The organism is Candidatus Flexicrinis affinis (assembly GCA_016716525.1).
GTDB lineage: Bacteria > Chloroflexota > Anaerolineae > Aggregatilineales > Phototrophicaceae > Flexicrinis > Flexicrinis affinis.
In genome coordinates this window covers 551,604-565,041 of sequence record JADJWE010000009.1, presented here as the reverse complement: position 1 = coordinate 565,041, position 13,438 = coordinate 551,604, and the positions used below count along the sequence as shown (strand labels likewise).

Annotated in this window: 13 protein-coding genes; 5 read left to right on the top strand and 8 right to left on the bottom strand. The window is 63.7% G+C overall.

The window, feature by feature from the left end; translation table 11 throughout:
• Positions 1 to 177: 177 nt before the first annotated feature.
• Genes IPM16_21670 through IPM16_21660 form a run of 3 tightly spaced genes read left to right on the top strand, consistent with a single transcriptional unit; the run spans position 178 to position 4,703 of the window.
• Positions 178 to 1,494 (top strand): AI-2E family transporter, encoded by a 1,317-nt coding sequence (locus IPM16_21670; protein ID MBK9125714.1) that lies wholly within the window; start codon positions 178 to 180, stop codon positions 1,492 to 1,494.
• Positions 1,481 to 3,706: an ATP-dependent Clp protease ATP-binding subunit gene (locus tag IPM16_21665; GenBank protein ID MBK9125713.1), complete on the top strand. Its 2,226-nt coding sequence runs from the start codon at positions 1,481 to 1,483 to the stop codon at positions 3,704 to 3,706. Before IPM16_21670 ends, IPM16_21665 begins: the two co-directional genes overlap by 14 nt.
• Before the next feature lie 40 nt (positions 3,707 to 3,746).
• Positions 3,747 to 4,703, top strand: a complete 957-nt coding sequence (locus tag IPM16_21660; GenBank protein MBK9125712.1) for a hypothetical protein — start codon at positions 3,747 to 3,749, stop codon at positions 4,701 to 4,703.
• Between the two features lie 6 nt (positions 4,704 to 4,709).
• On the opposite strand, the gene IPM16_21655 is transcribed toward IPM16_21660, so the two are convergent.
• The 7 genes from IPM16_21655 to IPM16_21625 form a co-directional block, all read right to left on the bottom strand.
• The gene (locus IPM16_21655) at positions 4,710 to 5,042 is read right to left on the bottom strand and encodes a CPBP family intramembrane metalloprotease (GenBank protein MBK9125711.1); all 333 of its coding nucleotides are present in this window, start codon (positions 5,040 to 5,042) and stop codon (positions 4,710 to 4,712) included.
• A gap of 149 nt (positions 5,043 to 5,191) precedes the next feature.
• Entirely contained in the window at positions 5,192 to 5,638 is a 447-nt protein-coding gene (locus tag IPM16_21650; GenBank protein ID MBK9125710.1) for a hypothetical protein, read from the bottom strand.
• A gap of 175 nt (positions 5,639 to 5,813) precedes the next feature.
• On the bottom strand, positions 5,814 to 6,398 hold the full coding sequence (locus IPM16_21645) for a sulfotransferase family protein (GenBank protein MBK9125709.1): 585 nt from the start codon (positions 6,396 to 6,398) through the stop codon (positions 5,814 to 5,816).
• A 5-nt stretch (positions 6,399 to 6,403) separates the two neighbouring features.
• Positions 6,404 to 7,018, bottom strand: coding sequence for a dual specificity protein phosphatase family protein (locus tag IPM16_21640; GenBank protein ID MBK9125708.1), 615 nt, complete (start codon positions 7,016 to 7,018; stop codon positions 6,404 to 6,406).
• A 171-nt stretch (positions 7,019 to 7,189) separates the two neighbouring features.
• A complete protein-coding gene (modB, locus tag IPM16_21635) occupies positions 7,190 to 7,993 on the bottom strand; it encodes a molybdate ABC transporter permease subunit (GenBank protein ID MBK9125707.1) in 804 nt (267 codons plus the stop codon).
• 3 nt (positions 7,994 to 7,996) lie between these two features.
• Entirely contained in the window at positions 7,997 to 8,830 is an 834-nt protein-coding gene (gene modA / locus IPM16_21630) for a molybdate ABC transporter substrate-binding protein (protein ID MBK9125706.1), read from the bottom strand.
• Between the two features lie 10 nt (positions 8,831 to 8,840).
• A complete protein-coding gene (locus IPM16_21625; GenBank protein ID MBK9125705.1) occupies positions 8,841 to 9,368 on the bottom strand; it encodes a helix-turn-helix transcriptional regulator in 528 nt (175 codons plus the stop codon).
• Between the two features lie 86 nt (positions 9,369 to 9,454).
• Here IPM16_21625 and IPM16_21620 point away from each other — a divergent pair, with 86 nt between their 5' ends.
• Both IPM16_21620 and IPM16_21615 read left to right on the top strand, forming a co-directional pair.
• Positions 9,455 to 10,603 carry a hypothetical protein gene (locus tag IPM16_21620; protein MBK9125704.1) on the top strand — a complete coding sequence of 383 codons (1,149 nt, stop codon included), beginning with the start codon at positions 9,455 to 9,457 and terminating at the stop codon, positions 10,601 to 10,603.
• A 97-nt stretch (positions 10,604 to 10,700) separates the two neighbouring features.
• The gene (locus tag IPM16_21615; protein MBK9125703.1) at positions 10,701 to 11,876 is read left to right on the top strand and encodes a hypothetical protein; all 1,176 of its coding nucleotides are present in this window, start codon (positions 10,701 to 10,703) and stop codon (positions 11,874 to 11,876) included.
• Between the two features lie 121 nt (positions 11,877 to 11,997).
• Here the strand turns inward: IPM16_21615 and glnA are convergent, their stop codons facing one another.
• Positions 11,998 to 13,428 (bottom strand): type I glutamate--ammonia ligase, encoded by a 1,431-nt coding sequence (glnA, locus tag IPM16_21610; protein ID MBK9125702.1) that lies wholly within the window; start codon positions 13,426 to 13,428, stop codon positions 11,998 to 12,000.
• Between the last annotated feature and the right edge of the window lie 10 nt (positions 13,429 to 13,438).

Here is a 13,438-nt window from a genome sequence, read left to right as displayed (position 1 = left end):
AGGCTTTTGAAACGTTGTCAAGCCCCCAAACCCACACCGCAACATCGCATGCTGACGCGTGCTGCCAGTCGATCACACAGGGCAACCAGCGCCCGAACAGCAGGTAGCCAGTCTTCTTCGCACAGGCGAAAGTACGTTATCATTGAGAGGCTGCACGAATCGAGGACTCGAACGTCTATGTCCACAGCCCCGAACTCCGCGACTCCCGTCACCAACCGGTGGTCGTCCAACTGGGTTTTCCTGCTGTTCCTGACCGGAATCATCATCCTTGCGCTCTGGCAGATTCGCAGCATTCTGCTGCTGACCTTCACGTCGATCGTGCTGGTCATCTTTTTCACTATTCCGATCCGGCGCCTGACGAAGATTACACTGCCGTTCAACGGTGGTCGCAAGATGGGCCGCGGTACGGCCATCATCATCACGCTGGTCGGTGTTGTGCTTGTGTTGATGATTCTGTCCGCGGTCGCTTCCCAGCAGATCATCGAGCAGTTCGTCACGCTCCTCAATACGACGATTCCGGCCGGCATCGCTCGCGTGTCGGAGTGGTGGGACGGCGGTCGCGTCCTCAACGAGATCCCCTTCCTCGAAAACGTCGACCTGACCAGTATCTTCGGCAGTACCGCCGGCCTTGACTCCGGTGCGGCAGGTGTGGCGTCGCTCGACATTGTGGGCGCCTTGCGGCGCCCCGGTATCGCCCCCACCATCGCGCAGATGGTCGGCGTCATCGAGCCCAGCCTGACCCTCAACATCAGCCAGTCCGTTCTGCAAGACATCGGCACTCAGCTTTTATCCGCGCTGGGCACGGTCGGCGGGTCGGTCCTCCCGCTGCTGGGCGGCGTCGCCAACTTCCTGCTCAGTACGCTGATCGTCGTCTTCATCAGCATGTACTTTCTGGCGGAACCGGGACGCTATGTCGACCGTATCATCCTTTATACGCCGGTCGGGTATCGCAGCCGCATGCGCACGATCCTCAACCGCATGGACGAGGCCATCCGCGCATGGCTGAAGATTACCGGCGTCTCGATGCTGGTCGCAGGCGTACTGACCGGCATTTTGCTGCTTGTGCTTGCCGACCTGCGCACGCAGTGGGCGGCGCTTGGCGTGATTGCCGGTGTGGCGTCGTTCATCCCGAACTTCGGGCCGCTGCTGGCGCTGATCCCGGCTCTGCTGGTCGGCGCCGTGCAGACGCCCGACCGGCTGCTTGTGATCGTCCTGATCGTGTACGGTGTCAGCTTTGTGCAAAGCCAAGTCGTCTCGCCGATTTTGGCGAACGAAGATATGAATATGCCGCCCGTGCTGATCCTGATCGGGCAGATCGTGTTCGGCATTTTCTTCGGCTTCCTCGGCATCATGTTCGCCGTGCCGCTGATGGCGATCCTGCTGGTGCTGCTGGACGAGGTCTACGTGAAGGACGTGCTCGGCGACCGCGAATCCGTACCTGACGAACTCATCATCGAACCGATGGAGACATCCGAAACTTATGGCACAGCTTAATCCGGATTTGCTCTCGCGCGACCTGTCCGAGGCGATGAGCGCCGCCGCACAGGTCGTGGTCAACCGCCGCGCTACGTACCTCACGCCCGAGCTGGTCCTGCTGGCCCTGACCCGCCAGTCGGACACGGCGGCAGCGCGCCTGTTGGACGTCCTCAGCGTGTCGCGCAATTTCCAGAAGCGGCAGATCGAACGGCAGGTCGAGCTGGCGGTCGACGTCAACCGCGACCAGCCCGGCAATCTCGATTTTCTCGCCAAGGGCGGCGCGACCGTGCCGCTCAGCCGGCAGACCGTAATTATGCTGGACGATGCGCTGTCGGTGGCGCAAGGAGCCAACGAGACCCGCGTCGATACCGATCACGCGCTGCAAGTGCTGGCCGAGAGCAGCATGAGCACGTCGGGCATCCTGCGCCAGTACGGCGTGACGCCCAAGTCGATTCAAGATGCGCGCGCATCCGGCAAAATCGTGCGCAAAGACAGCACGGCGCGCGATGTCGTGGCGACGACCAAGGCCGGCGACGCCAAACCGGTCTACTTCCGCGAGTCGCTGCTGCGCGACATGATGAACATCCTCTCGCAGTCGGTCAACCGCCACGTCATCCTCGTCGGGCCGGACGGCGTCGGCAAGCGCACGCTGGTCTACAGCCTCGGTGTGCTGATGGGCGAAGGCAAAGGGCCGACCGGCCTCAAGTCGCTGGTCACGCTGGACGAAACCGCCCTGCTCGACAACGATCTGAACGCCGTGCGCGCCGGCCTCGCCAAAGCCGGCGACGGCATCCTATTCGTGCCGCACCTGCACCGCTTCTTCGGCGGGCCGGCCAAGGCCGAGTTCAACAAGGCGACCGCCACCCTCCAGAAGGCATTCCTCAGCGATAATCCGGTCATCATCGGCACGACCACCGAGCAGGAATACAACGGCCGTCTGCTCACCGTGAGCAGCCTCGCCGAGAACAGCCAGATGCTGCGCGTGCCGGAACCGTCGATTGACGAGTCGATCGCGATCGTGACCGTTAGCAAAGAGAAGTTCGAAGCCGACTACGGCCTCGAGATCGACGACGAAGCGATCCGGCTGGCCGTCACGCTGGCAAAGCGCTACATGGGCGCGCTGCCGCTGCCGCGCAGCGCCGAGCATCTGATGCACCGCACCGCCGCGATGGTCAACATGAGCAAGCAGTCGCATCTGGCGTTCCGGCCCGAACTCGCCGACACGCGCCTCGACGCAGAAGACGTCACACTCGCCGCCAGTCAGGTCACCGGCGTGCCGGTCAACAAGCTGGGTGCCGACGAACGCAGCCGCTACGCCAGCATGGTCGAGCACATTCAGGAGCGCATCATCGGGCAGGATCAGGCCGTGATCGCCGTCAGCCGCGCGATCAAAGCGGCGCGCGTCGGCCTCAAGGACCCCAAGCGCCCGATCGGGTCGTTCCTGTTTCTCGGACCGACCGGCGTCGGCAAGTCCGAGCTGGCGAAGGCGCTGGCCGAGTTCATGTTCGGCAGCGAGTCGGCTATGCTGCCGCTGGATATGTCCGAGTTCAAGGACGAAAGCAGCATCAACCGCCTGCTCGGTTCGCCGTCCGGCTACGTCGACAGCGAGGCCGGCGGTCAGCTCACCGAGCGCGTCAAGAAACAGCCTTACCTGCTCGTGCTGTTCGACGAGGTCGAGAAGGCGCATTTGCAGGTCATGGACATCCTGCTGCAGATGATGGAAGAAGGCCGCCTGACCGACGGACGCGGCAACACCGTCAGCTTCAGCGAGACGGTCATCATCCTGACCAGCAACCTCGGCAGCAGGCAGCTTGCCGTACCGGTCATTGACGACGAGGTGCGCGAGGCCGCAATGGACGAGGTGCGCGAGTACTTCCGGCCGGAGTTTCTCAACCGCCTTGACGAAGTCGTCATGTTCAACGCGCTCAACGGCGACAGCCTGCGCAGAATCCTGCTGCTTCAGCTCAAGAAGGAAGCGCAGCTGGTGGCTGAGCGCGGTATCACGCTGTCGTTCGGCGACGACTCGGTCGACTGGATGATGACTCAGTACGACGAGCCGGAATACGGCGCGCGTCCGCTGCGCCGCATCATCCAGCGGTTCGTGCGCGTGCCGCTCGCCGAGTTCATGCTCAAGGCCAACCCCGAGGCCGGCACCGAAATCCACGTCGGAAGCGGCGAGGACGGCCTGACATTCAGCGCAGTGAAAGATGGGCAGGAGATCTCGGCATGACGAGTCCCTCCGTTGCCCCGCACAAGGAAGCAGGCGGCTGATGGCCGAACAGATCACGGTACGCGAGGCGCTGTTGGATGATACGCGCGCGATCTGCATGTTGTTTCGCTCGCGCATTCCCGTGTGGCAGCGCCTGACCGCCAGCGGCAGCGTCGAAAACTTGCCCTACGACTCGCTCACTGTCTATGAACGCTGGACGCACGGCGGGCCGTGGATGAGCGTCGAGACAGCGGCGATTGCGCTTGGACGTCTGCTCCACGGCATCGGTCTGGCGCTCGTCGCGGAACGCCGCGGCGAGATCGTCGGTTATCTGGAAGCCTATCCGGGCTACGAACCGGCGCCGTTCGGTGGGCATCTGCATCTGGCGTATCTGGTCACCGGCGGATCGACCGGGCCGGACGCCGAGATCGCCGACGCATTGTTGCGCCGCGCAGGCGACGTGGCGCGCCATTTGCCCGACAAACGTCTGACCGTCTCGCTGCCCAGCGAGACCGGCGACGACGCGCAGTTCTATCGCCAGCGCGGGTTCGCACCGCTAGCGCGCGTCGGGCGCTACCTTGTGCCTTCCAAGGCCGGCCAAGGATTCTATCAAGTTACCGAACACTCCAAATCCGGCGTCGACCAGATCGACGGCATGCTGATGACCTTTGGGCGTACCGAAAGCGCATCAATGCTGTGGGAGTCGGTGTGGGTGTCGGTGTGGGAGGTCATCCCGCAGCTCGCCCAGCGCGACATCAGTCGCGTGAAACTCAATGCCAGCGGCCATGAGGTATTGATTTGCGCGCAGCCTGTCCCGCACGACCCGCGCATCGTCGACCTGTGGGGCTGGTCGGCGCGGCCGATGAACCCGGTGCTGCTGACAGCCCTGCGCGACTGGGCACACCGCGAGAAGTACCACGCCCTGCGCCTGATCGTCGACCGCGAAACAGCGGGATTGTTCGGGCCGGATGTCGAAAGCGACCCGTTCAGCCGGATCACCTTCGCGCTTCAGGTGTAGGCGGCGTCATCCGCCCGGCGTAATGCTGCCGATCGCGATCGCGCTGAAAATCACGATGTCCTGCACGAAGTGGATGAACCATGGCCAGAACAGGCCGTCGGTCTCGACCATGCACTTGCCGATGAACCAGCCCAACGCGGCGGACATCACGACGCCGAGCACGCCATAGGGCACGCCGTAGAAGTGCCACAGGCCGAACAGTGCTGCCGTCATCAGGACCGCCTGATGCGCCCCGACAGCGTCACGCAGCGGGGCCAGCAGTGCCGTACGCATCGGCAGTTCTTCGTTGAAGGCGTTCATGGCCGCGAAGAGCAGCACCGCCGGCAGTAACGGAATCACGCTGTCCAGCGCGCCCAGCGACACGTTCCCAAATAGAAATACAAACGCCCCCACGCCTAGCGCAATGCACAGCGCCGAGATCCAGCCCAGCCGCGACCAGCGGACGGACGCGTCGATGCCCAGCAGCGGAACAGGCCGGGCGGGTGCGCTCAGGTTGCCGACGCGGAAAAGAACCGTTCGCCACGACGGTAGATCGCAAAGAGCGCGGCCAGCACGATCAGCGCGACGATCAGCCGCAGCAGCTGTTCAGGTAGCATCCGAGCCGTAAACCCGCTGCCGGTAAACGTGCCGCGCCAGAACTCGGTCCCAGCTACCCATGTTGTCAGCCCGGTGGCGAGCGTCAGGGTGGCAAACAGAATGAAGTAGAAGCGCAGCGCTCGCACTTCGGCCCAAACAAACGTGATCCCAAAGAAGAAGGCAAGCGCGATCACCTTCGTCCAAAGCAGCGGGATCGGCCAGTCGATGCGAAGCTCGGTGATCAGAATGTCCGGCATGAACGACACGGCGAGCGTAACGATCCACGCGAACGCCAGCACGCTGAGCGGACGGCTGTGAGGCTCGGGCACAGAATGCGGTACGGTTGCGGTGCTGCTCATCGGAATAACCCTCTATCTCGTATTTGACACGCACAAATACCGGCGAATCGCGCATCGCACGGCTGCGAGCCTCGTACGCAATTGACCGGTTCATTGTCTATAAGGATGAGGATGTCGCGTCTTCGTTTCGGACGACAGTGTCATTCGACACGCCGGGGCGTGCCGATTGCCACGGCTACTCCGGTTCGCTGCGTTCGCGGTGCAGCGCCGGATCGACCACCTTGACCATCGCGTCGATGTCGGGTTTCAAGCCGAGGAACTTCGCCACCGCTTCGGCCTGCGCGCGCGGATCGGCCAGCACGTCGTGATAGCCGACATGCAGCGCCGACACGCCGCGCTGAGTCGACAGCCACTGATCGATCGCCCACAGGTGGCGCTCAGTGTCTTCCAGCATCCTGTCGTCGGTTTCTGCGGTTTCGCGGTTCAGCCGCGTCAGCATCGCGCTCTGCGAACGCAGTACCTCGTCCAGCGGGCGTTGCATGAAGATCACGCGGTAGGTGTGGATCGCCGGCAGTGCGCTGAGCAGCGCCGACACCACCTTGACCGCCTTGCCGCGCGCGCCGCGCAGCCACGCCGCGTCGCCGGCATACAGCCGCTTCACCGGTGCATACTCGTAGTAGCCGCGCGGGTTGCTCTCGTCGGCCGGCCGCTCAGAGTCGACCATCACCGGTACGCCGCCAGCCTCCAGCATTTGCATCATCAGCGACGTGCCGGAGCGCGGCAGCCCGCTGACGATATAGATCGGGGTTTCTTTGCGCAGGATGTTCATGCGGCAGGCTCCGGTTCGCTGAGCTGCGCCTCATAGGCGCGAAGCTGTTCCATCTGCGGCGGCGTGATGCTGACGAAGGGCCGCACTTTGCGGATCGCCGCCAGCGCGTCGTCCAGCGACTTGCCGGTCGAGATCAGGTAAGCCGCGGCGATGGTCGGCGCGCGCCCCACTCCGCCTGCGCAGTGAATGTAAACCGCCCGTCCCGCCTCGATCTGCTCGTGGATAAACGCGGCTCCGCGCTCGAACTGCTCGATGGTCGGCGCGGAGTCGTCAACCACCGGCAGGTGCAAGTAGTGATCCAGCGCCAAACCATGCGCCGCGTCGTCAAACTCGGTGCGCAGGTTGACCGACGCGGTGATGCCGTGGGCTTCGAGGTGACGCTTGCCGCGCGCATTGAACTGCGGGCCGACGTAGAGCTGCGGAGTCACGCGGCTGTACTGCAGCAGCGGTACACCGGTCAGCTTGGATAGGCCGCGTCCATATACCCATACGAGAGTCGTCCGCACACCTTGATCGCGCAGACGACGGTACAGAATGCGAAATCCCTTGCGGGCAAATCGGACGAGTTTGTTGAGCACAGATCGTACTTCCTGACCAACGGCGGACACCATGTATCGCGTCCCTACCACACACGCACTTGGCCTACCATGGCGCAAATGTGCGCATTATCAACGGCGGACGCGGCACGCCGCGTCCCTACCATTTACGCACCTGTCGGACACAGCGCAAGTCTATACGGCCCACGTCACCCTGACCACTGACAACTGAATCCTGACGACTTTCTACAACACTCCGTAGCCGGGTTCGTCGTTATGCTCTCGCGGGGACAGCCATTGCGAAGCGGCCAACGCCACCAGCGCCAGCCCAATCAGGATGATGCCCGTCCAGATCGCGGCGTCGATGTCACGCTCGATGATGTTGTAGATCAGCAGCGGCATGGTCTGCGTGCGGCCCTGCAAGCTGCCAGCAAATAGCAGCGTCGCGCCGAATTCGCCCAGCGCGCGCGCCCAACTGAGCACCAGTCCCGCCGCAATCGCCCGCCGTGCCAGCGGCAGCGTGATCAGGCGAAACAGCATGAATCCGTCCGCCCCGTCCACACGTGCCGCGTCCTCGATCTCCTTCGGCACGCTCATGAAGCCGACCTGCGCGGCACGGACATACAGCGGCGCGGCGACAAAGCACTGCGCGAGGATAACCGCGGTGGTCGTGAATGCAATCGCAATGCCGGCGTCGTCGAGCACCCCGCCGATCACGCCGCGCCGGCCGAACGCGATCAGCAGCGCGAGACCGGCAACTGCCGGCGGCAGCACGATCGGCAGCTCGACCAACGTATTGACGAGTCGCTTGAGACGAAAGCGGCTGCGGGCCAGCACGAACGCCAGCGGCGTCCCGAACGCGGCCGTCAGCAGCAGCGACACGCCGGTCGTCGCGAAACTCAGCCCGATGGCCGGCGGCAGAACGTCGACCGGTACACCAACCCACGCCTGCTCCTGCACGCCGCGCAGCAGCAGCGCCAGCACCGGAATCGTCAAGAAACCGAGCGCAAGGCTCGCGGCACCGTATACTCCGACCTGTCCCCAGCGCATCGGCTACCTGCACACAGGAATGAACAGCAACCGCCAGCAGCGCCGCTCCGGTACGCCGCGCACGAAGCCCCAACGCTCGAGCGTATCTTGCCCGGCGTCCGAGTGCACGAATTCGACGAACGACTGCGCAAGTACCGCATCCCCAGCGCCTTCGACCACCGCGATCGGATACTCTGCGATCACGTTGAACGCGTCTGGAATTTCGAACTGAATGACAGACTCGCGGATATCGGGCGTCACGTCTGACGAATACACGATGCCGGCGTCCGCCTCGCCGAGCGCGACCTTGGCCGTCACCTGCCGGACGTTCGGTTCTTCGCTGCGGACGTTAGCGCGGATTCCAACGACAACCATCTGGCCGTGGGCCGGGTCGGCGCTCATGGCGGTTAGCATCGTCTCGGTGTAGTCGCGCACGGGTACGCCTTCCGCCGCGATCACCAGCACGACCCCCGGATTCTGGAGATCGGCGAGGGACTCGATCTGTGCAGGGTTATCGGCCGGGACGATCAGCGCAAGCCGGTTTCGTGCGAACACCCGCGGCTCGCCGGCGATCCGTCCCGCCTCCTGAGCAGCTGCCATTTGGCGCTGATTGGCGCTGGCGAACACGTCCGCCTCGGCACCCTCGCTCAGTTGGGCGCCGAGCGTGCTCGAACCGCCGAAGTTGAACAGCACATCGACGCCGGGGTTCTCGGTTTCGAAGGTCGCGCCAATTTCCTCGAACGCGTCGGTCAGCGAGGACGCAGCGAACACAATCAGCGTGCGCGGCGACTGGCCGGTGACCACGCTCAGGCTTGCGGCAAGCAGCAGGATTGCGGCGAGTGATCTCGGCAAGCGCATGAAATCTCCTTCAGGAAACCGGGTGACCTGCATAGAGCCGACTCAACCATGCCAGCACCGCATCGATCTGGTGCAGATGCAGGCCAAGCGCCCAACGTGCCGGATCGGTCTGAGCGGCTTCGTATTCGGCGGCGACAACGGCACGCTGCTGCTCGCACTGCTGAATCTGCCGCTGGACAATGCCGGCAATCGGACGCTGTAAAGCATGCGCGGCGTACATCCGGCTCAAAAACACGACCCGTACGTGCCGGATACTGGGCGACGGGTTTGGCTCGTCGAGCCACTTGTTCAGCACGTCGCGCCCGGCCGCGGTGATCCGGTACTCGGTTCGGTTCGGCGCAGCAGCGACTGGAATATCGGTACCGTCGAGCAGTCCCGCCTGTTCGAGCCGTTTCAGCACCTTGTACACTTGACTCACGCTCATGTCCCAGATCAGGCCAAGCCGCTCGGGATCCGCGAACGCTTCCGCGACGGCATACCCGTGCTGCGGTTGGGCGCAGAGCAACGCCAGAATGAGTTCGTCCGGTGTCGGCATCATGCTGCCTATTCTACGATAGAATAGGGTCGAACGGATGATCCAATCTGCGCCTGAATCCGAATCCCGCCGACTCCCTGGAGCAACCGATGCCAAGCGTTTCCGAAGTTACACACTGGGTCGAGAACGCCCGCACAGCACCCGTCCGTCCGTGGCTCGAATATCACTTCGAATCGATCCCGTTTGCCGTCTACGACGATGACGTGGTTGCCTACGTCAACCATCCCAGCCCGCCCGCCGCCCGTCCTGACCGGCTCGTCGCCGCGACGGCGGTCGAGATCGGCGGCGTACAGACCGCGACACTCCCGACATGGGTGTGCGACAGCCACGAGCGCGCCGTTACCATCGCCTATCACGAGGGCTTCCACGTCTATCAAGCGCACCATTTCGTTCCGACCCCGGCCGATATGTTCACCGCCATGGCACACTATCCCGAACTCGTGCCGGAATACCGGGCCCTGTGCCGCATCGAGGCCGACCTGCTCAACGATCGTACGCGCCCGGCGGCCGAGCGTCTAGCTGTGTTGGGCGCGCTGCTGCGCCACCGTCGCGCGCGCTACATCTCTGAGGCTGGCGGGTTGCTCGACTACGAACGCTACCTCGAACGATTCGAAGGCACGGCATCCTATGTCGAGCAGGCCACGCGGCACGCACTGTTCGGCATCGAACCCGGCCCGGTGATTCCGGAGTTCGGCTGGACGCGCTTCTATCAAGCCGGGGCCGCGCTGTGCCGCCTGATGGACGAGACGCACACGAGCTGGATGGAGCGCATCGAGGCCGGTGAATCGCCCAGCGACATCGTCATCGGCTCGGCCGCCGGCGATCTTGACTTGAGCGCGTTGGGGTGGGACGACGCGCTGGATATCGAGCGTGCCGCCGTGGCCGCGCTTCGGCCCGAGATCGACGCCCTCACCGCGCCGCTGGAAGCGTCCGGGCTGGTTATCGAGTACCCTGCCGGAACACCGGTATTCCGCGCATTCAGCCCAAACACGATGCAGCCGCTTGGCGATGGCCGAATTCTGCACCGCGAGATGTTCAAGCTGATGCTGCCGGATCGGGGACACGTCGCGTCGGACGGCGTGCCGGCGATCGACGACATCGCGCACCGCCGCGCGATCGTTCCGGCCCGCGCCGTTGAATATCACGCGGGAGTCCTGCGCGTCGACGCCGACGGGGTCGACATCGCGCTGAACGGCGTGACTCGCCTTGACGACGGCGCGTTCCGCATCGACTCGTAATCCTACGCGTTCCAAACGAATACCCGTATCGGATCGGTACGGTCTTATAATGGAGATAGCGCACAACTCAATATCGGCATGGAGAAGGAGAGTGACAATGTCGACCCCCACCCTGCCCGACCTGACCCGCGATGCGCTCCGCGAGCTTGCCGAACGCGAGCATTTCCCCAGTGTATCGATCTACCTCCGGACTCATCGCGCCGGGCCCGACGCGCAGCAAGACCCTGTGCTTTTCCGCGATCTGCTCAAGCAGGCCGAACAGCAGCTCGTCGCGCGCGGCATCGCGCCGGACGACGCGGACCAGATTCTGGCGCCCGCCAAACTGCTCCTGCGCGATGTGGAGTTCTGGCGGCATCAGTCGGATGGACTGGCGGTACTGATCAGCCCGGATGAAATGCTGACGTACAGCCTGCCGTATGTTCCGCCACAGCGCGTGATGATCAACACGACCTATGCCATCTATCCGCTGCTGCCCCTGTTTACGCACAACGGCCGGTTCTTCGTGCTGGCGCTGAGTCAGAAGGCCGTCAGGTTGTTCGAGTGTACGCGCGCATCCGAACGCGCTGTCGAACTGCCGGAGGACATGCCGCGAAGCGTGCGCGCGTCCGCCCAGTTGGACGACCCCGAACGCCAGCTCAACTACCACACCGCTACCCCGCAGTATGGCAGCGGCGTCGCGCAGTTCCACGGCAAGGGTGGCGAGGCAGAGAACGAGAAGGTGCTGATCGCCCAGTACATCCAAGAGGTCGAGCGCGGCGTTCGCTCCGCGATCGACAGGAGCGGAAGCCCGCTTGTGCTGGCCACCGTCGACTATCAGGGCGCCATGTTCCGCAGCGCCACGAAGTATGCTCCGATCCTAGACGAGATGGTCGTCGGCAACGCCGATCATCTCAAACCGCACGAGCTGCGCGAGGCTGCGTGGCCGATCGTCGAGGCCCATTTCAAGCGTGAACTGGATGGCGTATTCGAGGCGTTCCATAACCGCCGCCACAGCGGCCTCGCCACGGCCCGCCTGCCCGACATCGTCGTCGGCGCGGCGACCGGTCGCGTCGGTCAGCTAGTCGTTGCGATGGATACCGTCGTACGCGGTCAGTACGACCCATACACGCTCGAGGTGCGTGTGCACGACGACGAATCGGCCGAACCGGACGATGTCGACCTGATCGAGTTCGCGGCTGTGGAGACCATTCGAAACGGCGGCACCGCACATGCCGTCGAACGCGCGGCGATGCCCGAAAATGCGCCGGCCATTGCCGTCTTGCGCCACGGCTAGAGGCATACCGTCGATCCGTTTTCAATCCGCGGCCTTCTGGCGCGCCGCGGTACACAACAACGCGCCCCCGTCGTTGCGACGGGGGCGCCTTCGTACTGAGAATGGAGCGTGCGTCGCCGGTCTAGTGGTCGAAGTACAGCACGAACTCGTACGGGTGCGGGCGCATCGCGACTGCGTCGGCCTCGTGAATACGCTTGTACTCGATGTAGCCTTCGATGATGTCCTTGGTAAACACGCCGCCCGCCAACAGGAAGTCGTGATCGGCTTCCAGCGCGTCCAGCGCGCCGTGCAAGCTGCCCGGGACGGTCGGGGTCTTGACGTGCGACTCGAACAGGTCGAAGTCGGCCGGCTCGCCCGGGTGAATCTTGTGCGCGATGCCGTCCAAGCCGGCCAGCATGAGCGCCGGGAACGTGTAGTACGGGTTCGCCATCGGATCGGGGAAGCGCGTCTCGATACGCTTGGCCTTCGGGTTCTTGCTGTAGGCCGGGATGCGGATCGCGGCGGAACGATTGCGGTTGCTGTACACGAGGTTCACCGGTGCCTCGTAGCCCGGGACCAGACGGCGGTAGCTGTTGGTCGTCGGTGCGGCAAAAGCGAGGATCGCCGGCGCATGCTTCAAGATGCCGCCGATGTAGTGCAGCGCGATCTCGCTCAGGTTGGCGTAGCCGTCCCCGAAGAACAGCGGCTTGCCATCCTTCCACAGCGACTGATGCACGTGCATGCCCGACCCGTTGTCCGCAAACACCGGCTTGGGCAGGAAGGTCGCGATCAGGCCATGCGCGGCAGCGACGTTCTTGACGATGTACTTGTATTTGGTCAGCTTATCGGCCATCGACGTCAGGGAGTCGAAGCGCATGTCGATCTCGCACTGACCGGCAGCGGCGACTTCGTGGTGATGCACCTCGATATCGATGCCGCACGCGATCATGGTGGCGACCATCTCGGCGCGCAGGTCTTGCAGCTTGTCCAACGGCGGCAGCGGGAAGTACCCTTCTTTCAGCCGGTTCAGGTAGTTCATGCCGGGCTGCGGGCTGTCCGTGTTCCAGAATGCCTCGTGGCTGTCGACCTCGTAGTAGCTGACATTATGGTCGACCTTGTAACGCACGTTGCTGAAGACGAAGAACTCCGCTTCCGGGCCGAAATAGGCCGAGTCGGCAATACCGGTCGTCTTGAGGTACGCTTCGGCGCGCTTGGCAACGGCGCGCGGATCGCGGCCGTACGCCGGGCCGCCTGCAGGTTCGTAGATGTCGGTGTAGAACGCAAGCGTCTTGCGCTTCATGAACGGATCGACGAACGCGCTCGCAAGGTCGGCAAAGAGTACGAGGTCGGACTTGTCGATCGTCTGAAAACCCTTGATCGACGAGCCGTCGAACCCAAACCCGTCTTCGAAGTTGCCTACGTCGACCCCACCCAGCGGCAGCGAGAAGTGCTGGATGATGCCGCGAATGTCAGGAAAGCGAACGTCGATTTCCTCGATTCCGTTCGCGCGCGCCCATTTCAACAGCGCATCGGGCGAGGCCTTCGCCTCTGCCGGCACGAGATAATCAGCCATTGGGGGAGTC

Bases quoted from the DNA above. Each gene is read 5' to 3' on its own strand.
- IPM16_21670 (MBK9125714.1), top strand. From the start codon at position 178: ATGTCCACAGCCCCGAACTCCGCGACTCCCGTCACCAACCGGTGGTCG.
- IPM16_21665 (MBK9125713.1), top strand. From the start codon at position 1,481: ATGGCACAGCTTAATCCGGATTTGCTCTCGCGCGACCTGTCCGAGGCG.
- IPM16_21660 (MBK9125712.1), top strand. From the start codon at position 3,747: ATGGCCGAACAGATCACGGTACGCGAGGCGCTGTTGGATGATACGCGC.
- IPM16_21650 (MBK9125710.1), bottom strand. From the start codon at position 5,638: ATGAGCAGCACCGCAACCGTACCGCATTCTGTGCCCGAGCCTCACAGC.
- IPM16_21640 (MBK9125708.1), bottom strand. From the start codon at position 7,018: ATGGTGTCCGCCGTTGGTCAGGAAGTACGATCTGTGCTCAACAAACTC.
- modB (MBK9125707.1), bottom strand. From the start codon at position 7,993: ATGCGCTGGGGACAGGTCGGAGTATACGGTGCCGCGAGCCTTGCGCTC.
- modA (MBK9125706.1), bottom strand. From the start codon at position 8,830: ATGCGCTTGCCGAGATCACTCGCCGCAATCCTGCTGCTTGCCGCAAGC.
- IPM16_21625 (MBK9125705.1), bottom strand. From the start codon at position 9,368: ATGATGCCGACACCGGACGAACTCATTCTGGCGTTGCTCTGCGCCCAA.
- IPM16_21620 (MBK9125704.1), top strand. From the start codon at position 9,455: ATGCCAAGCGTTTCCGAAGTTACACACTGGGTCGAGAACGCCCGCACA.
- IPM16_21615 (MBK9125703.1), top strand. From the start codon at position 10,701: ATGTCGACCCCCACCCTGCCCGACCTGACCCGCGATGCGCTCCGCGAG.
- glnA (MBK9125702.1), bottom strand. From the start codon at position 13,428: ATGGCTGATTATCTCGTGCCGGCAGAGGCGAAGGCCTCGCCCGATGCG.